Origin of the sequence: Cytobacillus oceanisediminis (assembly GCF_003182355.1) — a bacterium.
GTDB classification, from domain to species: domain Bacteria; phylum Bacillota; class Bacilli; order Bacillales; family Cytobacillaceae; genus Cytobacillus; species Cytobacillus oceanisediminis_A.
The window spans coordinates 91,431-116,836 of record NZ_QGTW01000010.1; the positions used below are offsets into that span (position 1 = coordinate 91,431).

Sequence of the window (25,406 nt, forward strand, 5' to 3'; positions counted from 1 at the left end):
AAGTCAAAGTCAGGTATTTCTTGGCTTTGGCTTTTATTCTGTTTAAGGAAACTTGTTTTTAAAGAGCATATGGCTATTAAGGCAATCGGAAGAAGAATTCATGGAGGTGCTTTTTTGCCCCTTGCCCGATGAGCGGATGTGAATCCTATCTTTGGGGAAGCGGCAAATCTATTCACTTTCCAAGTGAATGTCGGTTGCAGAATATATTTAGAGAATGATACAATAACCTTTATGTGAAATGAATCGGGGAGTGGTAATCATGAGTAAAAGGGATTACTATGAAGTTCTTGGAATTAGCAAAGGTGCATCCAAGGATGAAATAAAGAAAGCTTATCGAAAGCTTTCAAAAAAATATCATCCTGATATTAATAAAGAGCCTGATGCTGACGAGAAGTTCAAGGAAGTAAAAGAAGCGTATGAAGTGCTTAGCGATGAACAGAAAAGAGCTCATTACGATCAATTCGGACATACAGATCCGAATCAGGGCTTTGGCGGAGGCGGTTTTGAAGGCTTTGGCGGTTTCGAGGACATCTTCAGCACATTCTTCGGTGGAGGCTCTCGCCGTCGCGACCCTAATGCGCCAAGGCAAGGGGCAGATTTGCAATACACAATGTCCCTATCTTTTGAGGAAGCTGTCTTTGGAAAAGAGACAGATATTGAAATTCCTCGTGAGGAAACATGTGAAACTTGTAACGGATCAGGGGCGAAGCCTGGCACCAAGCCGGAAACATGCCGCCACTGCCATGGATCTGGCCAGCTGAACGTTGAACAAAATACGCCATTTGGCAAGATTGTAAACAGAAGAGTTTGCCACTATTGTAGTGGTACTGGCAAAGAAATTAAGGAGAAGTGCTCTACATGCGGGGGCTCCGGCAAGGTGCAAAAGCGAAGGAAAATCCACGTCAAGATTCCTGCCGGGATAGATGATGGCCAGCAGCTTCGTGTAGCTGGACAAGGTGAACCGGGGGTGAATGGCGGCCCTCCTGGAGATCTTTATGTAGTGTTCCATGTTCGTTCTCATGAGTTCTTTGAGCGGGATGGCGATGATGTATATTGTGAAATGCCTATTACTTTTGTGCAAGCTGCACTTGGTGATGAAATCGAAGTGCCAACCCTTCATGGGAAAGTAAAGCTAAAGGTTCCTGCGGGTACACAAACGGGAACAAAATTCCGCTTAAAAGGGAAAGGTGTTCCAAACGTCAGAGGTTACGGCACGGGAGATCAGCATATAATTATCCGTATTATCACCCCGACAAAGCTGACAGAAAAGCAAAGGCAGCTGCTTAGCGAATTTGCGGAAGTAAGCGGGAAAGTTCCTCAAGGGGAGCAGGAAGAGAGCTTTTTTTCGAAAGTAAAACGAGCCTTTAAAGGTGAATAAAGGAAATGGAGTTGGTAGAAGTGAAATGGTCAGAAATCAGTATTCATACTACAAATGAAGCTGTTGAACCGATTTCGAATATTTTGCATGAAGCCGGAGCAAGCGGAGTCGTTATAGAAGATCCTTTGGAACTTGTAAAAGAAAGAAAGGACCAATTCGGCGAAATCTACCAGCTCGATCCACAGGATTATCCTGAAGAAGGCGTTATTGTAAAAGCTTATTTGCCTGTAAACAGTTTTTTGGGCGAAACTGTTGATGAAATAAAAGAGGCTATTAATAACCTGATTTTATTTAACATTGATATAGGGGCTAATAAGGTCAGCATCAGCGAAGTAAACGAAGAAGAATGGGCGACAGCCTGGAAAAAATATTATAACCCTGTAAAAATATCAGAACGTTTTACCATCGTCCCTACTTGGGAGGAGTATACTCCGGTCAGCAGTGATGAGCTTATCATTGAACTTGATCCGGGAATGGCTTTTGGAACGGGGACACACCCAACGACTGTCATGTGTATTCAAGCCTTGGAAAGAACAGTAAAACAAGGGGATAATGTAGTAGATGTTGGGACCGGTTCAGGTGTTTTGAGCATTGCTGCAGCCATGCTTGGCGCTGAAAGTGTAAAAGCACTTGATTTGGATGAAGTAGCAGTAAATTCGGCTAGATTAAATATTAAGCTAAATAAAGTTCAGCATATAGTAGATGTTTCCCAAAATAACCTGCTCGATGGCGTGGAGCAAGGTGCAGATGTGGTGGTAGCGAATATCCTTGCGGAAGTGATCCTGCGATTTACGGATGATGTTGCATCTGTCGTTAAGGAAGGCGGATATTTTATTGCATCAGGAATTATCCAGCAGAAGAAACAGGAAGTCAGGGACGCCATTGCAGCATCAGGCTTTGAAATTGAAGAAACGATTCAAATGGAAGACTGGGTTGCTATTGTAGGGAAAAGAAAGTGACAGTCGGGAGGGGGGAATTGATTTACCCCCCTTTTTAAAGTTTTGGCTGTGCTAAAGCTAACTGGTGATTTTGGCGCTTTGTTTATTGGAGCGGAAGGCGCGGGATCCTCGAAAATGCATTCGGATTCGAGGATGCTTATCCAATGTCCTGCGGGATTGCGGATCACAGGGAGCCCCCAGGCTTCACGCTTGAGGAGCGTCGGACCGCCCGCGGTTCAACTGAGCTTCTTGAGCGGAAATCAACAAGGAAGGTAAGCAAAGCTAAAAGTTTTAGAAGAATAGCGGACAGTCTAAGAAAGAAGGTGCCAAATGTGCAGCGTTATTTCGTAGAGGAACAGGCAATTGAAAATCGCTTTTATATTTTTGGTGAAGACCGCCATCACATTGTAAAAGTAATGCGCATGAAAGAAGGCGACTGCATTATTTGTGTGGGTCCGCACCAGAAGAGCGCACTATGCACAATTGCAGAAATTACCGATGAACAAGTGACTGCAGAAGTTGTACAATGGATTGAAGGATCTTCAGAGCTTCCTGTTGATGTTACAATAGTGAGCGGACTGCCTAAAGGGGATAAGCTGGAATGGATTATCCAAAAGGGTACAGAGCTCGGTGCTCACCGATTTATCCCTTTTACTTCAGCTCGTTCAGTAGTAAAATGGGATGCGAAGAAGGCTGCGAAAAAGGTTGACAGATGGCAGAAAATTGCTAAAGAAGCAGCCGAGCAGTCTCACCGGACCATTATGCCTGAAGTTCATGCACCGTTAGACTTAAAGTCACTGCTGAAATTATGCGGACATTACAACCATAAATTGATTGCCTTTGAGGAAGAAGCGAAACAGGGGGAAGCCTCCGTGCTTTCCAAAACCTTGTCTTCAATGAATAAAGGTGAATCGCTGATTATATTTTTTGGGCCTGAAGGCGGGCTTGCAGACCAGGAAGTTACCTTGCTGCAGGAGCACGGCTTTCTTGCCTGCGGCCTTGGCCCGCGGATTTTAAGAACAGAAACAGCACCGCTTTATTTGCTTTCGGCTGTTTCCTATCATTTTGAATTAATGGGGTGAAATAATATGCCTGCAGTTGCATTTCATACACTTGGTTGCAAAGTCAACCATTACGAAACAGAAGCCATTTGGCAGCTGTTTAAAGAAGCTGGCTATGAACGGACAGATTTTGAATCTGTTTCAGATGTATATGTTATTAATACATGTACGGTTACAAATACAGGAGATAAAAAAAGCCGGCAGGTTATTAGAAGAGCTATCCGGAAAAACCCTGATGCTGTTATTTGTGTAACAGGCTGTTATGCACAAACATCACCAGCTGAAATTATGGCGATTCCTGGGGTGGATATCGTTGTAGGTACCCAGGATCGGGTTAAGATGCTCGAGTATATTGAGCAGTACAAACAGGAACGCCAGCCTATTAATGGTGTCGGAAATATCATGAAAAACCGTGTTTATGAGGAACTAGATGTTCCAGCTTTTACAGACAGGACACGTGCTTCCCTTAAAATTCAGGAGGGCTGCAACAATTTTTGTACCTTCTGTATTATTCCATGGGCCCGCGGTTTAATGAGATCCCGCGATCCACAGGAAGTAATCCGCCAGGCACAGCAGCTTGTCGATGCAGGCTATAAAGAAATTGTCCTGACAGGCATCCATACAGGAGGCTATGGGGAGGATATGAAGGATTATAACCTTGCGATGCTTCTGAAAGATTTGGAAGAGCAGGTTGCAGGGTTAAAACGTCTAAGAATCTCCTCCATTGAAGCTAGCCAAATTACAGATGAAGTCATTGAAGTTATGGATCAATCCAAAGTGGTTGTCAGGCATCTCCACATTCCTCTTCAATCGGGTTCCAATACTGTCCTGAAGAGAATGCGCCGCAAATATACGATGGAGTTCTTTGCAGAGCGTCTCGACCGTTTGAAGGAAGCTCTTCCTGGTTTGGCGGTAACCTCAGATGTTATCGTTGGGTTCCCTGGGGAAACAGAAGAAGAATTTATGGAAACCTATAATTTTATAAAGAAACATAAATTTTCCGAGCTTCATGTATTTCCTTATTCAAAGCGTACAGGTACACCTGCTGCAAGAATGGATGACCAGATCGACGAAGAAATTAAAAACGAGCGGGTGCACCGCCTGATTGCATTATCTGATCAGCTTGCAAAAGAATATGCATCCAAGTATGAGGGGGAAGTGCTTGAAGTGATTCCTGAGGAAAGCTTCAAGGATAGCTCAGATAACAATTTGTTTGTGGGATACACAGACAATTACTTGAAGGTTGTTTTCCCGGCCACTGAAGAAATGATTGGCCAGATTGTCAAAGTAAAAATTACAAAGGCTGGTTATCCTTATAATGAAGGCCAATTCGTGAAAGTTCTCGATGAATTGGATGAAAAAGAAGAGGCGGCAGTTTAACGGAATTACCTTAGGGTAGTTCCTTTTTTGTTCAATTCTCATTGAATAAAGCATTTTGGGAAAAACTACTCTCGAAAACGGTTGCAAAATTGCTCGATATTTTTTGATTTCAATGGTATTATGTAAGAGGTACGGACAACTTGTTTTAAAGGAGTAGTTAAAATGACAAATAACGTAGCAAGAATGATCGACCATACATTACTTAAAGCGGATACAACCAAAGACCAAATTGAAAAAATTTGTGCAGAGGCAAAGGAATACAACTTTGCATCCGTTTGTGTTAATCCGACTTGGGTAAAACTTTCAAGCGAGTTGCTAAACGGAACTGAGGTTAAGGTTTGCACAGTTATCGGTTTTCCATTGGGAGCTTCCACTCCTGAAACTAAAGCGTTTGAAACTAAAAGTGCCATTGAAAATGGTGCAACAGAAGTAGATATGGTAATTAACATCGGCGCTTTAAAAGGCGGAGATAATGAGCTTGTTGAAAGAGATATTCGCGCGGTTGTCGATGCTGCTAAAGGAAAAGCATTAACAAAAGTTATTATCGAAACTTGTCTTCTTACTGAAGAAGAAAAGGTTAGAGCATGCGAACTTTCTGTTAAGGCAGGAGCTGACTTCGTAAAAACATCTACTGGATTCTCTACTGGAGGAGCAACCGTTGAAGACATCGCCCTTATGAGAAAAACAGTAGGCCCAGATATTGGCGTTAAAGCATCTGGCGGAGTAAGAAGCGCTGAAGATGCACAGAAAATGATTGAAGCAGGTGCCACAAGAATTGGTGCAAGCTCAGGAGCAGCTATTGTCAACGGTTTGACTAGCGATTCTGATTACTAAAAAAAATGCCGGGATACCCGGCATTTTTTTTGTTTTGGTGACAAATCAGCCACTATGAATTGTCTTAAATGTTTGAAGGCTGCTGTTTACAGGGCAAATTAATAGTTAATTTGATCCTATACTCTTGCTTTTTTACTGAGTTCGCAAAGGAACATACAATTGTTCCCTTGCACCTGTTTTTTCACTGGCATCAGGTACGATTGAGCCCCGCCTGCATTCCAAAGAAAAATACTACCGGTCATGCAGCCTGATAATAAACCTTCCAAACTGATGGGCAAATGGAAGGACAAGCAAAGATGATATGACATTGAACATTACACTAATATGGGCAAGCTGCACGTCAGCGTGGTCAGCAGCATTTTGGCCAAGCGCAGCAAGCAAATCAATAAAAGGGTAAAAAGCGGCAACCCCAATGCAATTTAGCCATATATGGGCGTAGGCAGAAAGCTTGGCTTCCCTGCCTGAACCAATGGAGGCTAAATAGGCATCAACACATGTTCCAATATTTGATCCCAGCATAATGGCAATAGCCGTATTTAAATCCATCGTACCAGCAGTCAAAAAGCCCATTATAATTCCAGTTGTTGCAGTGCTTGATTGGATAATGGCTGTAATGATGATGCCGGCAAAAACTGCATATAAATGGCTTCCATCAAGAGCAAGAAGCATTTGGTTGACCCAATCAATATTTTTTAGGGAACCCGCCAAATATTCAAAGCCCCTCATTGCTGCAAATACTGCAGATATGCCCAGCAAAGCGAGCCCTGCACTCTGTAGGTTTTTTCTATTCATAACGGCTAGGATACTTCCAGCCACAGCAATAGGGATGATATAAGACTCTATATTAAAAGTGATTAGTTCTGTCGTAAAAGTTGTTCCAATATTTGTTCCTAAAATAATGCCTATGGTTTGCGGAAACGTGAGCATTCTTGCTGAAACCATTCCTATAGTAATGATCATTACGGCGGAGCTGCTTTGTAAAATGGCCGTAATTAATGTACCGATAAGCAGGCCTTTCCAGGGAGCATTTGTCAGCACTGCCAGCCAAGTTTTTAATGAATCGGCGGATAGGTTGAAAAGTCCTGATCTTAAAAGTGTCATCCCATAAATAAATATCCCAATAAGAAGTAAAAATAATAACAGCTGGGTCAAGCCCTCACCCCCTACATCTAATACTATGGGGCATATTGCAAGGACATGCCTAAGGCAAAAAAAATGTTTAGTTTGTCCTCATTTAGGGTAATAAAAAAGCACAATTAGAAAAAACAAACGCTAGAGCAGGCTAATTACTGTTGACCTTGATAAGCTGTTATATTATAATTGCAAGGTACATGGAATAAACCATGTTGTTGATGTAAGTGTGTTGTGCTCGGAGGGAGGGAAAGAGAATGTCTAAAACCGTCGTTCGTAAAAACGAATCGCTTGAAGATGCTCTTCGTCGCTTCAAACGTTCAGTATCAAAAACTGGTACTTTGCAGGAAGCAAGAAAGCGCGAATTCTACGAAAAACCTAGTATTAAACGTAAGAAAAAGTCTGAGGCTGCTAGAAAGCGTAAGTGGTAAGAGAGGGTGTATGTAATGAGTCTTCTCGAGCGTTTAAATGAAGATATGAAACAAGCGATGAGGAATAAAGAAAAAGAAAAACTCACTGTCATTCGTATGATTAAAGCTTCGCTTCAAAACGAAGCCATCAAGCTCGGTAAAGAGCTTAACGAAGAACAGGAGTTAACTGTCCTTTCTCGCGAAGTTAAACAACGCAAGGATTCCCTCCATGAATTTGAAAAAGCAGGTCGTGAAGACCTTGTTGAAAAAATTCGTACTGAACTTCAGTATGTCGAATTATATATGCCTAAACAGCTCTCTGAAGAAGAGGTTTCTAAAATCGTTGCTGAAACGGTTACTGAAACTGGTGCATCCTCAAAGGCTGATATGGGAAAAGTGATGGCTGCCATTATGCCTAAAGTAAAAGGCAAAGCAGACGGATCACTAGTAAATAAACTTGTACAACAACACCTTTCATAAAACTATGTAATAAAAGACCGAAGGCCCTAGGCTAACGGTCTTTTTTATTTTATTTGGAAACCGGTGGGCACCAAAGTTATATGGCAGGCTCATAAAATTTCAGACATGAAATTAACAAGCCCGGTTTTTATAAAAAATTTCATTGTTAACTGCCGCTAATACATCTAACTATAGCCATTAGTGGGTTATACTAAAAAAAGGATATACAGTTTCATTTTTTCTTTTAAAAGATGAAACTTTTATCAGGGTTCAACCGTAGATACATACATATATTCAAGTTTCACTTCGAAGGGGGGAAAGAGATGACTGTAAGAAGGCTTTTAACAATCTTTTCATTTTTGCTTGCTTTTGTCCTGATGGCTGTCCCTTTTCAGGGAAAAGCCGATAATGAAATTGTCTATATAGCGCCTATTGAGGAAACGGTGGAAAAAGGGCTTTACGCTTTTTTGAGCAGGGCAGTCCAAACAGCTGAGGAAGAGAATGCTTCTGCCATTATATTTGAAATAAATACTCCTGGCGGGGCAGTAGATGCAGCAGGTGAGATTGGAAAACTTTTAACATCGACAAAAGTGAAAACGATTTCGTTTGTTAATAAGCAGGCTTTATCAGCCGGTGCCTATATTTCATTAAATACAGATGAAATTTACATGGTGCCTGGCTCCACAATGGGTTCTGCTGCTATCATAGACCAGCAGGGCAATACGGCTGGGAAAAAAGCTGAATCATACTGGTTTGCTGCTATGCAGAGCGCGGCGAGGCAGACTGATAGAGATCCTATTTACGCACTTGCTATGGCAGATGAATCAGTTGATTTGCCAAAGCTTGGCGCGCCTAAAGGAAAGCTGCTCACCTTAACGGCTGAGCAGGCTGAGGAAGTGGGCTATTCGGAAGGTACCGTTGATTCAAGGGCCGATTTATTGAAAAGGCTTGGATATGAGAATGCTCAAATAAGAACCATTGATGAAAGTTTTGCAGAAAAGCTGGCCCGCTTTATTACCCATCCGGTAGTGGTTCCAATTCTTTTATCAATCGGAAGCTTAGGGCTGGTGCTTGAGCTATATTCACCAGGCTTTGGAATTCCAGGTTTTATGGGGCTATCGGCATTGCTGCTTTTCTTCTATGGCCATATGGTCGCTGGTTTAGCAGGATATGAAACACTTATCCTCTTTGTGATCGGCATTGGCTTAATTATTGCAGAGTTTTTCCTCCCTGGCGGCATTGCAGGCATAGCAGGAATTGGTGCAATATTGGGCAGTCTGTTTTTGGCGACTGACAATGTAGTCCATATGGGAATTTCTCTTCTAATTGCACTAGCGGTTTCGGTTTTGGCATCTATATTAATGATAAAGGTGTTTGGTAAAAGGATGAAATTCTTTAAAAAAATCATTTTAACCGATAGCACAAATACAGAAAGAGGCTATATTTCGAATAAAAGCAGGCTCGAACTGATTGGGCTGGAAGGGTATGCTTTAACGGCACTCCGCCCATCAGGAACAGTAGTCCTCAAGGATGAACGAATTGACGTTGTCAGCGAGGGAGGCTATATAGCCAAAGGAGCCAACGTAAAAGTTGTTAAAGCGGAAGGTTCCCGTATTGTTGTAAGGGAAATATCTAATCTTGATTTAGATAAATAAAAATTTCAGGAGGTAGGAACATGTTAGAAGCAGGAACAGTATTTGTCCTGGTTGCCGTTGTACTGGGAGTTATTTTGTTGGGTGTTTTATTTACCTTTGTACCGGTAATGCTGTGGATTTCAGCATTGGCAGCCGGAGTTAGAGTCAGCATATTCACATTAATTGGGATGAGGCTTCGCCGGGTTATTCCCAGCAGAGTGATCAATCCGTTAATTAAAGCCCATAAAGCAGGACTTGATGTTTCCACAAACCAGCTTGAAAGCCATTACCTGGCTGGCGGTAATGTTGACCGCGTTGTGAATGCATTGATTGCGGCTCACCGTGCAAATATTGACTTAAGCTTTGAACGCAGCGCGGCTATTGATTTGGCAGGCCGTGATGTTTTGGAAGCAGTTCAGATGAGCGTTAACCCTAAAGTGATTGAAACACCTTTCATTGCCGGTGTAGCGATGGATGGTATTGAAGTGAAGGCAAAAGCAAGAATCACAGTAAGAGCAAATATTGACCGCCTTGTCGGGGGGGCCGGCGAGGAAACGATTGTGGCGCGTGTCGGTGAAGGGATTGTATCGACAATCGGTTCATCTGACAATCATAAAAAGGTTCTGGAGAATCCAGATATGATTTCTCAAACAGTTCTTTCAAAAGGATTGGATGCGGGAACTGCCTTTGAGATTCTCTCGATTGATATTGCGGATGTGGATATCGGCAAAAACATTGGAGCAGAATTACAGACTGAGCAAGCAGAGGCAGATAAGAAAATTGCCCAGGCTAAAGCGGAAGAAAGACGTGCAATGGCTGTAGCGCAGGAACAGGAAATGAAAGCCCGCGTAGAAGAAATGAGAGCGAAGGTTGTAGAAGCAGAGGCCCAGGTACCGCTGGCCATGTCAGAAGCGCTTCGTTCCGGTAATATTGGTGTTATGGATTATATGAATATCCAAAACATTTCAGCTGACACGGAAATGAGAGATTCAATCGGCAATATGAGTGAAGACCGCAAAGATGGCCGTAAAAACGACTAAATGATCCCTGAAGGGGAGAAGGGAGGAAACTCTCTTGGAAATATTATTGGAGAATCCATTTATTCTAATAGCTCTAATAGCGTTTATCTCTTCCTTCTTTAAGAAAAAGAAGGGAGAACAGCGTGAAAACCCAAAAAAACCTCCAAAGCAGAGGCCTCAGCCGCAAGCAGAGCGTCCTGCGGTGGAGGCTTCAATGGAAAAAGCGCTGAAAGAGGAAAAGAGGCAGCAGGCAGAGAGAGCAAGCAGGATCGAAGAAGAATACAGGCGGCGAAAACAGCAGGCAGAGGAAAGTATGAGGGCCCTTCAGAACCAAAAGAGCGCTGCTGAAAGAAAAGCAAATTCACTAAGGGAACCGGCCGCGAAGTTAGTGGAACGTCCACACACCCAACCTTCAGGCCAGTTTACGCCTAAAAAGCAGGCACTTGTCGATGGAGTCATATGGTCTGAGATCTTGGGTCCGCCCAGAGCAAAGAATCCCCATCGTTCGATTCAAAGGAAGTAATTAAAAATAAGTGCTAGAACCTTCGTTCATTTCATACATATGAGATGAAAGGGGGTTCTTTTTTTATGGCAAAAAAATGGGGACATTTCGTCCGCAGCTGGATGACTAAAAATATGGAGCTTCCTCAAGATGTCATGATGGATTTACCCCGCATCACTATGATTGGACAAATCCATATATATATTGAAAACCACAGGGGATTACTTGCCTTTTCAGATAAGGAACTAAGGCTTCTTTTGAAGCAGGGACAGTTATTAATTAAAGGTAAAGCGTTTGTTATAAAAACGATTTTGCCTGAAGAGATACTGCTGGAGGGGAAAATTGACTCAGTTACCTATATTACAGACAATGATTAATTATTCAGGGGGAAGGAAATGAAGAACCAGTGGATTGAGTTTTATAGGGGTCTTGTAACAGTTAAAGCAAGCGGAAAGGGAATTGAACGGTTTATTAATACGCTTACCCGAAGCGGAATTTACATCTGGAATGTAAAGAATCATGGCACGCAGGCTGTGACTTTTAAAATGAAGCTTGAAGATGCCAAAAAAATCAGAAGCCTCGCCAGGAACAGCGATTGCAAAATCGAGTTCCTGCAGCGGGCGGGAGCCCCTTTTCTTTTTAAAAGGCTGTTGAAGAACAGCGGGTTTGTCGCTGGTGCATTGGCTTTTTTTGCAGTAATCCTTCTTTTATCCAATATGGTATGGGGAATTGAAATTAAAGGAGCGAACCCTGCCACAGAATATCAGATTCGCAAAGAACTGGACAAGATGGGCCTTAAAACAGGAAAGCTGCAGTTCTTTGTTGATAATGTTGAATCGATTCAGCGGAAGTTATCCAATAATATTGAAGCCATAACGTGGGTTGGTGTGGAGCTGAAAGGGACAACCTACCATTTACAGGTTGTGGAAAAGAATGAGCCTGATAAGCCGGAATATTTAAGTCCACGGCATTTAGTGGCCAAAAAGAAGGCCGTCATAGTGGATATGTTTGTTGAAGAAGGCCGGCCTGTTGTTGATATACATGATCATGTCCAGCCTGGCCAGCTCCTAGTGTCTGGTATAATCGGAAAAGAGGGGGAAACAGAGACCGTTCCTGCCAGAGGAGAAGTTTTAGGTGAGACATGGTACAAATCAACAGTGGAGCTGCCTCTTAAGAGCACTTTTCAAGTTTTTAATGGGAATGAAAAAGTAAAGCATTCCATTACAATTGGGTCATTAAACATCCCTGTATGGGGATTTGGCAAGCCGGAGTTTAAAGAATATGAATTAGAGGAAAATGAAAAGAGAATCAGATTCTTAAAGTGGGAGCTTCCTTTTTCGTATAAAAATGTAACTTTCAGGGAAAGAGAGCAGGTAACCAGGATTTATTCAAACGAAGAAGCATTTGATGTTGCGAAAGTTATGGCGCGAAATGATATAAAAAACCGTCTAGAAGAAAATGCTAAGGTTAAGGGTGAAAAAGTTTTGCACCAATCAGTTGACAATGGTAAAGTAACAATATCAATACATTTCCAAATTATTGAGAACATTGCAGAAGGACAACCAATTATTCAAGGAGATTCGGAATGACAGAAGACTTGAAAACAATGAATGTGCAGCTGGAAGACCCAAATGAAGCCATTGCCTTATTGGGGAATTCGGATGCGAACCTAAAAATTATTGAACAAGAACTGAATGTATCCATTGTGACTAGAGGCGAATCCGTTTACGTATCTGGAGAAATGGATAAGGTAGAGCTGGTCGGCAAGGTACTGGAAAAATTACTTTATGTTATTCGAAAAGGAATAAATATAAGCCAGAGAGATGTCGTGTATGCACTTCAAATGGCGAATAAAGGAACGCTTGAATATTTCAGTGATTTATATGAGGAAGAAATAACGAAAAATGCAAAAGGCAAGTCCATTCGAGTGAAAACACTGGGGCAGCGCCAATATATTAATGCCATCCGCAAAAATGACCTTGTGTTTGGCATTGGTCCAGCTGGAACAGGAAAGACGTACCTGGCAGTTGTCATGGCCGTCAACGCATTAAAGAATGGCAATGTAAAGCGAATTATCCTTACCCGTCCCGCTGTTGAAGCAGGAGAAAGCCTCGGTTTTTTGCCGGGCGATTTAAAGGAAAAGGTCGATCCTTATTTGAGGCCTTTGTATGATGCATTGCATGATATATTAGGGACAGAGCATACCCAAAGGATGATTGAAAGAGGTACTATCGAAATTGCTCCATTAGCTTATATGCGGGGAAGAACACTGGATGATGCTTTTGTCATTCTGGATGAAGCACAAAATACAACCCAAGCTCAAATGAAAATGTTTTTAACCCGCCTGGGCTTTGGATCAAAAATGATCATTACTGGAGATCAAACACAAGTCGATCTTCCAAAGGGAGTAAAATCAGGTCTAATTGTGGCTGAAAACATTCTAGGCGGAGTTAAGGGTTTATCATTTGTTCATTTGGAACAAAGCGATGTTGTGCGCCACCCGCTGGTAGCAAAAATTATTCAGGCCTATGAAAAAGATAATACCTAAAAAACCGCCGGCTTTTTGGCGGTTTTTTCTTTGCGGTTATGTTCATGGTCTAATTGCTGGTAAGTTCAAAATTTTTTTTTGAAAAGGATTTCCACTTTTCAAGAAGATTATGGGATTATTTGCTATTAGTGAAATGTTTAGGTAACCTGTTAATAAATAGATATTTTTGTTGGTGAAACTTAATAAAAAAACTGTTATGATTTTACATAATTAAAGAGAATGCATTAAGTTGCTAATAAAAGCTTATCTGGCAGCTTTTAGCCAAGATAGGAGGGGTAATGTGGTAAACCTTCAGCAGAGTATGAATAAAATCAGGAATTTATTAAATATGACTTTTTTTCGGGTGTTGCTATTTCTTCTTTTGGGCATCGTTATGTATTTTTCCATGTATAGCAATGTTAAACCGGAAAAATTGGATCTTGGTTTATTCTCTGTAGCTGAACAGACCATCAGATCCCCGATAACCATTGAAGATAAAGCGAGCACAGAGAGAAAGAAAAAAGAAGCCGAAAATAATGTAAAAGATATATACGTTGTAAAAAAAGAAATAGCGCAGAACCGGGTTGATTTAGTCACCTCCATTTTCGGATCTGTTTCTGAAGTGAATGAAGAAGTGCAAGAAGAGATGGAAGAAAAAGAAAAAGAGGCTTCTGAACCGGCACAGGAGGGTGCAGAGGCTTCGAAGCCGTCAGTTCCTTCTCCAAATGAGAAACTGGCACGGGTAAAAGAAAAACTGACAGAAGATGTAACAAGGGAAGTTTCCGATGGGGTATTTCTGGCATTGCTGAAGGCAAAAGAGGGTGAACTTTCAATAGCCAAAGACCTCACGGTAACAGCCATTAATAAGATTATGAATAGTGAGATACCGGCAGAACAGGTAGAGAATGCTAAAAAACGGGTCGAGGAAGAACTTCGATTTACCAGTTTAAGTTCTGATTTAAAGCAGGCTGCAATTGAATTAGGGCGTTATGCTATTTATCAAAATCAATTTTATGACCCGGTAGCAACAGAAGAATTGCGTCAGCAGACAGTAGAGAGTGTTGAACCTGTTAAAATTCTTCAGGGCCAGATTATTGTTGAAGAAAATCAGCTGATCAGCAGAGATATATACAGACAGCTTGAGCTTGTAGGGCTCCTCGACAGCGTTAATTCCATACAGCCCTTCATTGGACTTTCAATGATTATCGTGATTGTTCTTTTTGCTCTGTATTACTACTTCCATGAATTAAATGTTCAAACTGAAGTCAAGCAAAGTTATTTGCTTCTGTTCAGCCTTGTTTTTATATTGTCCATATTGCTGATGAAGGTCATAAGCATTTTCCAGGAATACGATTACTCGGAAATAGGCTATATTTTCCCTGCCGCTATGGGTGCCATGCTAATTAAGATTTTAATCGATGAAAAACTGGCGCTTTATTTTACAATTATTATGGCTATCTGCGGAAGCATCATTTTTAACGAAGGAATTACCGGCACATTCCAGGTAACCGCCGGAATCTATATTATTTGCAGCGGTCTGGCAGCAATCCTGTTTTTAAGCAAGCAAAATCGCCGCTCCAAAATTTTGCAGGCTGGCATGTTTGTATCAGCAGTAAACATTATCATTATTTTTTCGCTGATGTTTCTAAGAAATGGCCATTATGATACTGTTGAATATGGTTTTTACTTTGTGATTGCGCTTATTTCAGGCATATCTTCCGCAGTCCTTACGATTGGGCTGCTGCCGTATTTTGAAGCTGGTTTCGGTATTTTATCAACCATGAGGCTGATTGAGCTGTCGAATCCAAACCATCCGCTGCTGAGAAAGATTTTGACCGAGGCCCCGGGTACTTACCATCATAGTGTGATGGTTGCCAATCTCTCAGAATCTGCCTGTGAAGCAATTGGTGCAAATGGGCTTTTGGCGAGGGTTGGCTGCTATTATCACGATATCGGCAAAACAAAGCGCCCGCAATTTTTTATTGAAAACCAGGTTAATATTGAGAACCCTCACGACCGGCTTCCGCCGCAGACCAGCAAAAACATAATCATTGCACATGCTGCAGATGGTGCTGAAATGCTGAGAAAGCACAAGATGCCGAAAGAGATTGTCGATATTGCCGAACAGCATCATGGGACTACATTGCTAAAATATTTTTACCATAAAGCAAAACAAAATGGACTGGAAGTCAAAGAGGAGGATTACCGGTATCCTGGACCGAAAGCGCAATCAAAGGAATCCGCAGTTATTGGGATTGCTGATAGTGTAGAGGCTGCAGTCCGTTCCATGTCGCACCCTACTACTGAACAAATTGAAGGACTGGTCAAAAATATTATTGCAGACCGGCTTCAGGATGGACAGTTGAATGAATGTGATTTAACCTTAAAAGAACTGGAAACCGTTTCACTCTCATTTTGTGAAACGTTAAATGGAATATTCCATTCTCGTATTGAGTATCCTGAAATGACAAAACAGAAGGTGAAACAAGCATGAGTTTAAGCATTGACTTTTTAGATGAAACAAATGAGCTGATGGAGGACAATATTGCCCAAATAAAAGATTTAATTAACTTTGCCGCCTCAAAAGAAGGAATAGAGCCGGATAGCGAGGTATCAGTTACATTTGTGACCAATGATCGAATACAGGAAATCAACAGGGAATACCGTGATAAAGATCGGCCGACAGATGTTATTTCGTTTGCTATGGAAGAACTGGGTGAAGGAGAAGTTGAGCTTGTTGGAGCGGAGATGCCAAGGGTCTTAGGTGACATTATTATATCTGTTGCAAAAGCACAGGAGCAGGCAGAGGAATACGGACACTCTTTTATGCGGGAACTTGGTTTTTTGGCGGTTCATGGTTTCCTTCATCTCCTAGGGTATGATCATGAAAACGCTGAGGATGAGGAAAAAATGTTTTCACGCCAGAAGGATATACTTGATGAATTCGGGCTTACGAGGTAATAACGAACGTACCCACAGTGTCCTTAAATCCTTTAGTTTTGCCTTTGCCGGCATTAAAGCAGCTGTAAAGAAAGAAAGGAATCTGCAAATACATCTTGTTATTTCTGTAGCTGTTATTTTGCTGGGATTAATATTTGCCATTTCCCGTCTTGAATGGATTATGGTCCTTTTCGCGATCGGTGGAATGCTGTCACTTGAATTAATGAATACGGCTGTTGAAAGGGTTGTTGATCTTGCAACCAAAGATTACCATCCCCTTGCAAAGCAAGCGAAGGATATTGCTGCCGGAGCCGTTTTTATATATGCGGCTCTAAGCGTAATAATTGGAGCCATCATTTTTTTGCCGAAGATCATCGTTTATATGAGTTGACCAAGAAAGCTGTCCAACTGGGCGGCTTTATTTTTTCCAACCTGCTTATTTCTAGGCATCAAAGAAAGTTGTTCAGGCAAACCTAATTTCTTGTAACAAAATTGTTATTTCCGAGGTTTGAAAACGCTCACTGAATCCGCTAAAATGACAGAACAGCCTATTTAAATTTAAAAAGCTGAAATATTTTTAGAAAATTCAAATTTTTTATTACGTTTTTGCTACAAACGGTGAAAATGGCGGCAAAATGTTGTAAAATAAAAGGGAGGCGGCAGCCTTCTTACTCGAAAGGAAGAAATAATCGTGAAAATGGATCAACTAATTGCAGAAGCAAAAATTGCAAGAGATAGAGCTTATGTACCTTATTCAAAATTTAAAGTAGGAGCGGCGCTTTTAAGTGATGACGGGCAAGTCTTCCATGGCTGCAATATTGAAAATGCAGCATACAGCATGTGCAACTGTGCCGAAAGAACTGCTCTGTTCAAAGCATATTCAGATGGAGTTAAAAACTTTTCAGCCATTGCTGTAGTCGCTGACACAGATCGGCCTGTACCACCATGCGGAGCATGCAGGCAGGTAATTTCAGAGTTATGCCCCCCAGATATGAAAGTGGTTTTAACGAATTTAAAAGGGGATATAAGTGAATTAACAGTAGAAGAATTATTGCCAGGAGCATTTTCACCGGAGGATTTACATGAATAACGAAACAACATCAAAGGGCCACAAATCGGGATTTATTTCCATAATTGGCAGGCCAAACGTAGGAAAATCGACCTTTTTAAATCGCGTAATCGGACAGAAAATTGCCATTATGAGTGATAAGCCGCAAACGACACGCAATAAAGTCCAAGGTGTCCTGACAACCGATGATGCACAATTTATCTTCATCGATACACCTGGAATCCATAAACCAAAGCATAAGCTGGGAGACTTTATGATGAAAGTTGCCCAAAATACGCTTAAGGAAGTTGATGTCATCCTGTTTATGGTTAATGCCCAGGAAGGCTTCGGGCGAGGTGAGGAATTTATCATTGAAAAATTTCAGTCAGTTCGTACTCCCATTTTCCTTGTTATCAACAAAATTGACCAGGTACATCCAGATGAACTGCTGAAGTTAATTGAGTCATACAGGGAGAAGTACGAATTCAGTGAAATTATCCCCATATCTGCTCTTGAGGGAAATAATGTTGAAACACTTTTGGGACAGATTAAGGAATATATTCCGGAGGGCCCTCAATTTTATCCTGCCGACCAGGTGACAGACCACCCTGAAAGATTTATTGTTTCCGAACTGATCAGGGAAAAAGCACTGCATCTTACAAGAGAAGAAATTCCGCACTCGCTGGCTGTAATTATCGATAAAATGGAGCGCCGTGAAGAGAAGGATGTCGTTCATGTGATGGCCACCATAATCGTAGAACGTGATTCGCAAAAAGGCATCGTAATCGGAAAGCAGGGAAAAATGCTGAAGGAAGTCGGTAAACGGGCTAGGGTGGATATAGAAAATCTGCTCGGGTCAAAAGTATACCTTGAGCTTTGGGTTAAGGTTCAAAAAGATTGGCGAAACAAAATGTCCCAGCTCCGCGATTTTGGTTTCCGTGAGGATGAGTACTAATATTACCAGCCCTAATTAAAGTATTAACGGTTTTTGGTTAATATGCATGATACTGATTGACAATATTTTCGTCTCATGATTTTACAAAGACAGGCTATGATATAAATAAAGTATTGGGATAAATAAATTGCTAGTTGAATAACGGAAAGGTGGGGTTTTCGATGATGGACTTTACCTGGAAAGTGTTTTCCCAGACAGGTAATATTGACACATATCTTCTTTTCAAGGAGCTAGAAAAGGAAACTCAAGAAATACCCGGAAATAACGATGAAGAGCTAGCAGAAGCTGATTTTCCCATCTCATAGGTTTGTCGAAAGACAGGGATGGTGTCAAAGGTGCTTGATAAATGTGAAGGCATCGTCATAAGGACTACTAATTATAGCGAAACAAATAAAATAGTAACTCTATTTACCCGTGAGTGGGGAAAGGTTGGTGTGATGGCACGCGGTGCGAAAAAGCCGAACAGCCGGCTTGCTGCTGTCACCCAGCTTTTTACATACGGATACTTTTTAGTGCAAAGAGGGAGCGGATTAGGGACTCTTCAGCAGGGGGAAATGGCCTTATCCATGCGTTCTATAAAGGAAGATATTTTTCTGACGGCTTACGCAAGCTATATCGTGGATTTAACCGATAAAAGCACAGAGGACAAAAAACCAAACCCTTTTCTGTTTGAATTGCTTTATCAATCCCTGAATTATATAAATGAAGGGTATGACCCTGAAATCATTACAAATATTTATGAAATGAAGATGCTGAATACTTTGGGGTTATATCCTATTCTTGATCAATGTTCTGTCTGTGGAAGTACTGACGGGCATTTTTCATTTTCTATCCGGGAAAACGGCCTCATATGCCACCGCTGTCTTGAAAAAGACCCGTATCATTACAAAGTTTCACAGGGGGCAATCAAGCTGCTTCGCCTGTTCTACTTTTTTGACTTGTCCAGGCTTGGAAATATCTCTGTCAAGCCGGAAACAAAAGCAGAATTGAAAAAAATTATTTCAGCTTATTACGAAGAATATTCTGGCCTAAACTTAAAGTCAAAGAAGTTTCTTAACCAAATGGCCAAGTTTGATGACCTTATGTGAAGTAAACGAAGGACAGTCGGCCTGCTTGAATATTGACAATCAATATTGTTTCCGCTATGATTCAAATTAATAAAATAATTGCAGTGAAGGGGAAGAGTACTTAACTCATTCTATAAAAGCGAACCTGGGACGGTGGAAGCCAGGCATGGGAAGGTTAAGGAAGGGCGCTCCAGAGCAATAATGTCTTTTGACATAAAAGAGGCTGCGGCAAGGGCTGCAGCAAATAGGGTGGAACCGCGGGTAAACTCTCGTCCCTATGCCTTGAGCATAGAGACGGGAGTTTTTTTATGTTTAGCTCTATTAAAGCTTATTGTGGTTTTTAACCCCCTGTTGATTTGAGCGGAAGGTACAAGATCCTCGGAAAGCGGGTACCTGTAGCGAGAATCAACAGACAAGGTTAATAAAGCCAAATGTTTTAATACTACACAAACAGGAATAAGGAAGAGGTGTCCTATGAATATTCAAAACATGATTTTAACACTCCAAAAACATTGGTCAGGCCATGGATGCATCCTGATGCAGGCTTATGATGTTGAAAAAGGCGCAGGTACGATGAGTCCTTACACATTTTTAAGAGCAATCGGCCCGGAACCATGGAATGTGGCTTATGTAGAGCCTTCACGCCGCCCTGCTGATGGACGCTATGGAGAAAACCCGAACAGGCTTTATCAGCATCACCAGTTTCAGGTTATTATGAAGCCTTCTCCAGACAATATCCAGGAGCTATACCTTGATTCTTTAAAAGCATTAGGCATTAATCCTCTGGAACATGATATCCGCTTTGTAGAAGATAACTGGGAAAACCCATCCCTTGGCTGTGCCGGCTTAGGATGGGAAGTATGGCTTGATGGTATGGAAATTACACAATTCACCTATTTCCAGCAGGTGGGCGGATTGGAGTGCAAGCCGGTTTCTGTTGAAATTACATATGGGATTGAAAGGCTTGCTTCATACATCCAGGATAAAGAAGATGTTTTCGACCTTGAATGGACTGATGGGTTTACTGTAAGAGATATTTTTCTGCAGCCTGAATTTGAGCATTCAAAATATACCTTTGAAACATCGGATCCGGATATGCTTTTTAATTTGTTCAATATTTATGAAAAAGAAGCACACAGACAAATGGATGAAGGCCTTGTCCACCCAGCATATGATTATGTTTTAAAATGTTCGCACACTTTTAACCTGCTTGATGCCAGAGGGGCTATTTCAGTTACAGAAAGAACTGGTTATATAGCACGCTGCAGAAACCTGGCCAGGAAAGTTGCCAAAACCTTCTATGAAGAGCGAGAGAAGCTTGGCTTCCCGATTTTAAAGGCAAAGGAGGAAGGAACCCATGAATAACAAAGATCTGCTATTGGAAATAGGCCTTGAAGAAATGCCGGCCAGATTTGTGACTAATTCAATGAACCAGCTTTCAGATAAAGTAAGCTCTTGGCTTACAGAGAAGAAAATTTCATTTAAAGAGATTATAGCTTACTCCTCTCCGCGCCGTTTGGCTGTTCTTGTAAAGGGAGTCAGTACAGCTCAGGAAGATATAAATGAAGAAGCAAAAGGTCCTGCAAAAAAAATCGCATTAACTGATGATGGCCAATGGTCAAAAGCGGCCATTGGGTTCAGCAGAGGCCAGGGAGCAAGTGTAGAGGATATTTTCTTTAAAGAAATTAACGGGGTTGAATATGCCCATGTTAACAAATTTATAAAGGGACAGGAAACAGCTGCCCTGCTGCCAGAACTGCAGCAAATTATTACTTCATTAACATTTCCAAAGAATATGAAATGGGGAGATCAGGACCTTCGTTTTGTAAGGCCTATTAAATGGCTGATGGCCTTGTTCGGAAACGAAGTTATTCCTTTTGCCATTACAAATGTCCAAACATCAAACTGGACAAGAGGACACCGATTCCTGGGTGAAGAAATTGAGCTCAACCATCCTGCTGATTATGAAAAAGCCCTGCTGGCGCAATATGTGATTACTAATCCGCAGGAAAGAAAAGATGCCATTCGATCACAGCTGGAAAAGATTGAAGAAGAGAACGGATGGGTTATTCCTGTAGACGAAAATTTATTAGAGGAAGTAAATAATCTAGTTGAATACCCAACTGCTTTATATGGGCAATTTGAAGAGGAATTTCTTGAACTTCCAGAAGAGGTTTTGATTACATCTATGAAGGAACATCAGCGTTATTTTCCAGTGAAGTCAAAAGCTGGAAAGTTGCTTCCATACTTCGTTACAGTCAGGAATGGCGGGCATGAAAATTTGGAGAAAGTCGCCAAAGGAAATGAAAAGGTTTTAAGAGCAAGACTTGCAGATGCTGCATTCTTCTATAAAGAAGACCAAAAAACGGATATCAATGTTTCATTGGCAAAGCTAAAAAGCATTGTATACCATGAGGAAATCGGTACTCTTGCAGAAAAAGTGGATCGTGTGCGCGAATTGGTAAATAAATTGAGTGACCAAATCGGTTTCAGTGAAGAGGATAAAGCAGTTGCAGACCGTGCTGCTGAAATAAGCAAATTTGACCTTGTTTCCCATATGGTATATGAGTTTCCAGAGCTCCAGGGCTTCATGGGAGAAAAATATGCTCTCCAAAAAGGCGAAAAAGAAGCAGTGGCACTTGCCATCAATGAGCATTATATGCCGCGGAATGCGGATGATAAAACGCCATCAGGAAATACAGGAGCTGTATTGGCCATTGCTGAAAAAATGGATACTATAGTCTCTTCCTTTGCTATTGGCATTATCCCTAGCGGTTCCCAGGATCCATATGCCCTAAGAAGACAGGCAACAGGAATTATCCAAACATTACTGGCGAAAAATTGGAATATTAAGCTTGAAAACCTGATCGAATTAGCTTTGGATGCAGTACAGAATGCGAAGATCGGCAAGAAGACAAAAGAGGAACTTCTCCAGGAATTGGTTTCCTTCTTTAAGCTAAGAGTAAAGCATATGTTACAGGAAAAAGCTGTGCGATATGACTTAATTGATGCTGTTTTAAGCGGTGAAATCGGCTCTGTGCCATCCCTTGTAAAAAGAGCTGAGGTTCTCGAATCCAACAAGAATGCTGAAGGTTTTAAAGAAAGCATAGAAGCTCTTAGCCGTGTTATTAATATTTCTTCAAAAGCAGAAGAAAAGGGCGAAGTGGATAGCAGCCTGTTTGAGAATGAGTTTGAAAAAGCTCTTTTCAATAAATACCTATCAGTGAATGAAGAGCTGCGTAAAGAAGTTTCGGAGGAAGCAGCCTTTACCTTGCTCATAAGCATGAAGCCTGAGATTGATCAATACTTCGAACATACAATGGTTATGGCCGATAATCAGGCAATCCGAATAAACAGACTGAATCAAATGGCAATTTTAGCCGAATTAATTATGCAGTTCGCCAATATGAATGAAATTATTGTTAAATAACGAGCTAAAATTTTGCGTTTTATGATGGAATAGGATTAAATTTGAATAAGGAATGACAGCAGAGAACGATGCTGTTGTGAAAGGAAAGAGCCTGTTAAATCTGTTGACGGGCTCTTTCAAGTTTTTGACACAAAATAATGGCCAATAACTGACTATGTAAGAAACGCATCTTTTCATTTTTGGCAAATAGTATATAATAATTATATAAAAGTATAACCTTATTTATATTGAATTCAGAAGGTTGGGCAATGTACTTCCTTTATTATAGTCCCGACCTTTCCCTTGATTAGGTGGTGAGGAAAATCGAATTAAATAAAAGGCAGGAAAAGATTATTGAAATCGTGAAGGAAAATGGTCCAATTACTGGCGAGAGTATTGCAGAACAATTAAACTTGACTAGGGCGACTTTAAGGCCTGATTTGGCCATTTTGACAATGGCTGGCTATTTGGATGCCCGCCCTCGTGTAGGCTATTTTTATACTGGCAAAACAGGTGCCCAGCTTTTAACGGAAAACCTTCAAAAGCTGTATGTAAAGGATTATCAGTCGATTCCGGTTGTGGTCAATGAAAATGTCTCAGTTTATGATGCTATTGTTACGATGTTTCTGGAAGATGTAGGCACGTTGTTTGTTGTTGACCAGCATTCATTGCTTGTTGGAGTTTTATCCAGAAAGGATCTTCTTCGTGCAAGTATTGGCAAGCAGGAGCTGAACTCGATTCCTGTAAATATTATTATGACAAGAATGCCGAATATAACGATGTGCGAGAAAGATGATTTACTTATAGAGGTAGCTAAAAAGCTGATTGAAAAACAAATAGATGCACTGCCGGTAGTAAAGAAAACGGATAAGGGATTTGAAGTTAACGGCAGAATAACAAAAACAAATTTAACAAAAGCATTCTTGGCCCTTGCGGGGGAAAAGTAGATTTGTGATAGAAGGAGTTGGTTTTGAAGAATGGGAAAAATGCCGATCATCTATGTTGTTTCTGACTCGGTTGGGGAAACAGCCGAACTTGTAACAAAGGCTGCAACGAGCCAGTTCAACGGCAGTGATATAACCATTAAGCGTTTTCCGTATGTTGAGGAAAAGGTACATATTGATGAAGTCATTTCTCTTGCTAAGCTGGATAATGGGATGATTGCTTATACGATGGTTAAACCTGATATGAGAAAATATATTAACCAAAGGGCAGCTGAAGAAGGAATTTATGCATTTGATATCGTCGGCCCTTTAATGGATCAAATCCAAAAGGCGTGTGATGTAACACCGCTTTTTGAACCAGGATTGGTCAGAAAGCTTGATGAGGATTACTTTAAAAAGATCGAAGCCATTGAGTTTGCGGTTAAATATGATGATGGCCGCGATCCTCGGGGAATATTAAAAGCAGATATTGTCTTAATTGGGGTTTCAAGAACTTCGAAAACACCACTTTCACAATATCTTGCACACAAAAGGCTGAAGGTCGCAAACGTTCCTCTTGTGCCTGAAGTGGATCCTCCTGAAGAGCTTTTTCTTGTGCCGCCGGAAAAATGCTATGGCCTAAAGATCAGTCCTGAAAAATTGAATTATATCCGTAGAGAACGTTTAATATCTTTGGGATTAAGTGATAGTGCAAGCTATGCAAATATAGAGAGAATTAAAGAAGAAATATCTTATTTTGAAAAAATTGTTTCCAAAATCAAATGCCCGGTTATTGATGTTACCAATAAAGCGGTTGAAGAAACGGCAAATATGATTTTAAATCAATACCGAAAAAGCTTTCCGAGAAGTTAGCACATAAAATTTTTTATGTGCCTTTTTCTTTTGCCGAAGTTTTCTTCGATGAACTGTAAAATATGCTTCTTAAACCAGGAATCTTTCCATCAATTGCTGAATACTTATAAAATCGGACATTGGTTCTTCAAAAGTAAGCAAACTGGGAAGAGACGGTGCGGCTGTCTGTAGACTTCCGATCGCTAGTTGAAAAATTTTCAAATTGAAGTTTCAGATTATAGAGATAAAATAATGGCAAAATAGACTTTAATGTACTATAATAAAAAATTGTGATAAAAATGTACCCGAATAGGTTTAGAGTTCATTCCGAACGAATAAACTATTTATTGTGGCATGTCAAGGTTTCGTCCAAGAAAAAATTCGACATATATCTCAATGCAAAAGTTATTTTTGGAAAGAAGGAATATGCGGAGTGATGTAGAATTATTAGAACATTAGGCAAACCAATGATTATGGTGGATGCTGATTCCTGTCCCGTAAAAGAAGAAATTGTCGAAATTGCCAATTCCTTTTTCGTGGACGCAGTGTTTGTTGCTTCCTTTGCCCACATGAAAAATGATTTGAATGGGGCAGTTTGGCAGTTTGTTGATTCCAGCAAGGAAGCAGCTGATTTATTCATCATGAATAATGTCAAATCTGGAGATGTGGTTGTTACACAGGATATTGGATTGGCATCCACTCTTTTGCTAAAAGGAGTTTATGTGCTTTCACCCAAGGGAATTTTATTTGAAGAAAATGAAATTCGCACTGCGCTTGATATGAGATATTTATCAGCGAAAGCGCGCAGAAAAGGAGTATACGGGAAAGGCCCAAAACCTTATAGTCGGGAGGACCGGTCCAGGTTTGTGGAACAACTGACAAACATTTTGTCGAATTTTGAAGGGATTCGGTAATATTTATAGAATACCTCAGTAAGTA

26 protein-coding genes and 1 other annotated feature are annotated in these 25,406 nt (G+C 41.0%); of the genes, 25 read left to right on the forward strand and 1 reads right to left on the reverse strand.

Annotated features, from left to right (window positions below):
- Window positions 1–259 precede the first annotated feature (259 nt).
- From dnaJ to deoC, 5 genes are all read left to right on the forward strand, one after another.
- Window positions 260–1,378 (forward strand): molecular chaperone DnaJ, encoded by a 1,119-nt coding sequence (dnaJ, locus tag DFO73_RS18050; protein WP_110066111.1) that lies wholly within the window; start codon window positions 260–262, stop codon window positions 1,376–1,378.
- A gap of 20 nt (window positions 1,379–1,398) precedes the next feature.
- Window positions 1,399–2,337 carry a 50S ribosomal protein L11 methyltransferase gene (prmA, locus tag DFO73_RS18055; RefSeq protein WP_110066232.1) on the forward strand — a complete coding sequence of 313 codons (939 nt, stop codon included), beginning with the start codon at window positions 1,399–1,401 and terminating at the stop codon, window positions 2,335–2,337.
- A gap of 311 nt (window positions 2,338–2,648) precedes the next feature.
- Window positions 2,649–3,398 (forward strand): 16S rRNA (uracil(1498)-N(3))-methyltransferase, encoded by a 750-nt coding sequence (locus DFO73_RS18060; RefSeq protein WP_110066233.1) that lies wholly within the window; start codon window positions 2,649–2,651, stop codon window positions 3,396–3,398.
- A gap of 6 nt (window positions 3,399–3,404) precedes the next feature.
- Window positions 3,405–4,757 carry a tRNA (N(6)-L-threonylcarbamoyladenosine(37)-C(2))-methylthiotransferase MtaB gene (gene mtaB, locus DFO73_RS18065; RefSeq protein ID WP_110066112.1) on the forward strand — a complete coding sequence of 451 codons (1,353 nt, stop codon included), beginning with the start codon at window positions 3,405–3,407 and terminating at the stop codon, window positions 4,755–4,757.
- A gap of 162 nt (window positions 4,758–4,919) precedes the next feature.
- Window positions 4,920–5,591 (forward strand): deoxyribose-phosphate aldolase, encoded by a 672-nt coding sequence (gene deoC, locus DFO73_RS18070; protein ID WP_110066113.1) that lies wholly within the window; start codon window positions 4,920–4,922, stop codon window positions 5,589–5,591.
- Between the two features lie 231 nt (window positions 5,592–5,822).
- On the opposite strand, the gene DFO73_RS18075 is transcribed toward deoC, so the two are convergent.
- Window positions 5,823–6,743 carry a Na/Pi symporter gene (locus DFO73_RS18075; RefSeq protein ID WP_110066114.1) on the reverse strand — a complete coding sequence of 307 codons (921 nt, stop codon included), beginning with the start codon at window positions 6,741–6,743 and terminating at the stop codon, window positions 5,823–5,825.
- A gap of 236 nt (window positions 6,744–6,979) precedes the next feature.
- Here DFO73_RS18075 and rpsU point away from each other — a divergent pair, with 236 nt between their 5' ends.
- The 20 genes from rpsU to DFO73_RS18175 all read left to right on the forward strand — a co-directional run bounded on the left by rpsU (window position 6,980) and on the right by DFO73_RS18175 (window position 25,381).
- Window positions 6,980–7,153, forward strand: a complete 174-nt coding sequence (rpsU, locus tag DFO73_RS18080; RefSeq protein ID WP_009333009.1) for a 30S ribosomal protein S21 — start codon at window positions 6,980–6,982, stop codon at window positions 7,151–7,153.
- Between the two features lie 15 nt (window positions 7,154–7,168).
- Window positions 7,169–7,612 carry a GatB/YqeY domain-containing protein gene (locus DFO73_RS18085; RefSeq protein ID WP_110066115.1) on the forward strand — a complete coding sequence of 148 codons (444 nt, stop codon included), beginning with the start codon at window positions 7,169–7,171 and terminating at the stop codon, window positions 7,610–7,612.
- A gap of 302 nt (window positions 7,613–7,914) precedes the next feature.
- A complete protein-coding gene (locus DFO73_RS18090) occupies window positions 7,915–9,246 on the forward strand; it encodes an NfeD family protein (protein WP_110066116.1) in 1,332 nt (443 codons plus the stop codon).
- A gap of 20 nt (window positions 9,247–9,266) precedes the next feature.
- Entirely contained in the window at window positions 9,267–10,265 is a 999-nt protein-coding gene (gene floA / locus DFO73_RS18095; protein ID WP_110066117.1) for a flotillin-like protein FloA, read from the forward strand.
- Window positions 10,266–10,299: 34 nt separating this feature from the next.
- On the forward strand, window positions 10,300–10,767 hold the full coding sequence (locus DFO73_RS18100; protein ID WP_110066118.1) for a hypothetical protein: 468 nt from the start codon (window positions 10,300–10,302) through the stop codon (window positions 10,765–10,767).
- A 65-nt stretch (window positions 10,768–10,832) separates the two neighbouring features.
- Window positions 10,833–11,123, forward strand: a complete 291-nt coding sequence (gene yqfC, locus DFO73_RS18105; RefSeq protein WP_110066119.1) for a sporulation protein YqfC — start codon at window positions 10,833–10,835, stop codon at window positions 11,121–11,123.
- An 18-nt stretch (window positions 11,124–11,141) separates the two neighbouring features.
- On the forward strand, window positions 11,142–12,335 hold the full coding sequence (gene yqfD, locus DFO73_RS18110; protein ID WP_110066120.1) for a sporulation protein YqfD: 1,194 nt from the start codon (window positions 11,142–11,144) through the stop codon (window positions 12,333–12,335).
- The gene (locus DFO73_RS18115; RefSeq protein ID WP_110066121.1) at window positions 12,332–13,294 is read left to right on the forward strand and encodes a PhoH family protein; all 963 of its coding nucleotides are present in this window, start codon (window positions 12,332–12,334) and stop codon (window positions 13,292–13,294) included. The genes yqfD and DFO73_RS18115 overlap by 4 nt, the downstream gene beginning before the upstream one ends.
- A gap of 280 nt (window positions 13,295–13,574) precedes the next feature.
- Window positions 13,575–15,767, forward strand: coding sequence for an HD family phosphohydrolase (locus DFO73_RS18120; RefSeq protein ID WP_110066122.1), 2,193 nt, complete (start codon window positions 13,575–13,577; stop codon window positions 15,765–15,767).
- Window positions 15,764–16,234 (forward strand): rRNA maturation RNase YbeY, encoded by a 471-nt coding sequence (ybeY, locus tag DFO73_RS18125; protein WP_110066123.1) that lies wholly within the window; start codon window positions 15,764–15,766, stop codon window positions 16,232–16,234. Before DFO73_RS18120 ends, ybeY begins: the two co-directional genes overlap by 4 nt.
- The gene (locus DFO73_RS18130) at window positions 16,212–16,604 is read left to right on the forward strand and encodes a diacylglycerol kinase family protein (RefSeq protein ID WP_110066124.1); all 393 of its coding nucleotides are present in this window, start codon (window positions 16,212–16,214) and stop codon (window positions 16,602–16,604) included. The genes ybeY and DFO73_RS18130 overlap by 23 nt, the downstream gene beginning before the upstream one ends.
- 300 nt (window positions 16,605–16,904) lie before the next feature.
- Entirely contained in the window at window positions 16,905–17,303 is a 399-nt protein-coding gene (locus tag DFO73_RS18135; protein ID WP_375137332.1) for a cytidine deaminase, read from the forward strand.
- Complete coding sequence (gene era, locus DFO73_RS18140; RefSeq protein WP_110066125.1) at window positions 17,296–18,216, forward strand: GTPase Era; 921 nt, start codon at window positions 17,296–17,298, stop codon at window positions 18,214–18,216. The genes DFO73_RS18135 and era overlap by 8 nt, the downstream gene beginning before the upstream one ends.
- 161 nt (window positions 18,217–18,377) lie before the next feature.
- Entirely contained in the window at window positions 18,378–18,521 is a 144-nt protein-coding gene (locus DFO73_RS18145) for a YqzL family protein (RefSeq protein WP_110066126.1), read from the forward strand.
- A 30-nt stretch (window positions 18,522–18,551) separates the two neighbouring features.
- Entirely contained in the window at window positions 18,552–19,304 is a 753-nt protein-coding gene (gene recO, locus DFO73_RS18150) for a DNA repair protein RecO (RefSeq protein WP_110066127.1), read from the forward strand.
- A 74-nt stretch (window positions 19,305–19,378) separates the two neighbouring features.
- Window positions 19,379–19,563 (forward strand) — a binding site (T-box leader).
- A 194-nt stretch (window positions 19,564–19,757) separates the two neighbouring features.
- On the forward strand, window positions 19,758–20,648 hold the full coding sequence (glyQ, locus tag DFO73_RS18155) for a glycine--tRNA ligase subunit alpha (protein WP_110066128.1): 891 nt from the start codon (window positions 19,758–19,760) through the stop codon (window positions 20,646–20,648).
- Window positions 20,641–22,713 carry a glycine--tRNA ligase subunit beta gene (gene glyS / locus DFO73_RS18160; protein WP_110066129.1) on the forward strand — a complete coding sequence of 691 codons (2,073 nt, stop codon included), beginning with the start codon at window positions 20,641–20,643 and terminating at the stop codon, window positions 22,711–22,713. Before glyQ ends, glyS begins: the two co-directional genes overlap by 8 nt.
- A gap of 290 nt (window positions 22,714–23,003) precedes the next feature.
- Window positions 23,004–23,639, forward strand: a complete 636-nt coding sequence (locus DFO73_RS18165) for a helix-turn-helix transcriptional regulator (protein ID WP_110066130.1) — start codon at window positions 23,004–23,006, stop codon at window positions 23,637–23,639.
- 30 nt (window positions 23,640–23,669) lie between these two features.
- Window positions 23,670–24,488 carry a pyruvate, water dikinase regulatory protein gene (locus DFO73_RS18170; protein WP_110066131.1) on the forward strand — a complete coding sequence of 273 codons (819 nt, stop codon included), beginning with the start codon at window positions 23,670–23,672 and terminating at the stop codon, window positions 24,486–24,488.
- A 446-nt stretch (window positions 24,489–24,934) separates the two neighbouring features.
- Window positions 24,935–25,381 (forward strand): YaiI/YqxD family protein, encoded by a 447-nt coding sequence (locus tag DFO73_RS18175; RefSeq protein WP_258309578.1) that lies wholly within the window; start codon window positions 24,935–24,937, stop codon window positions 25,379–25,381.
- Window positions 25,382–25,406 lie beyond the last annotated feature (25 nt).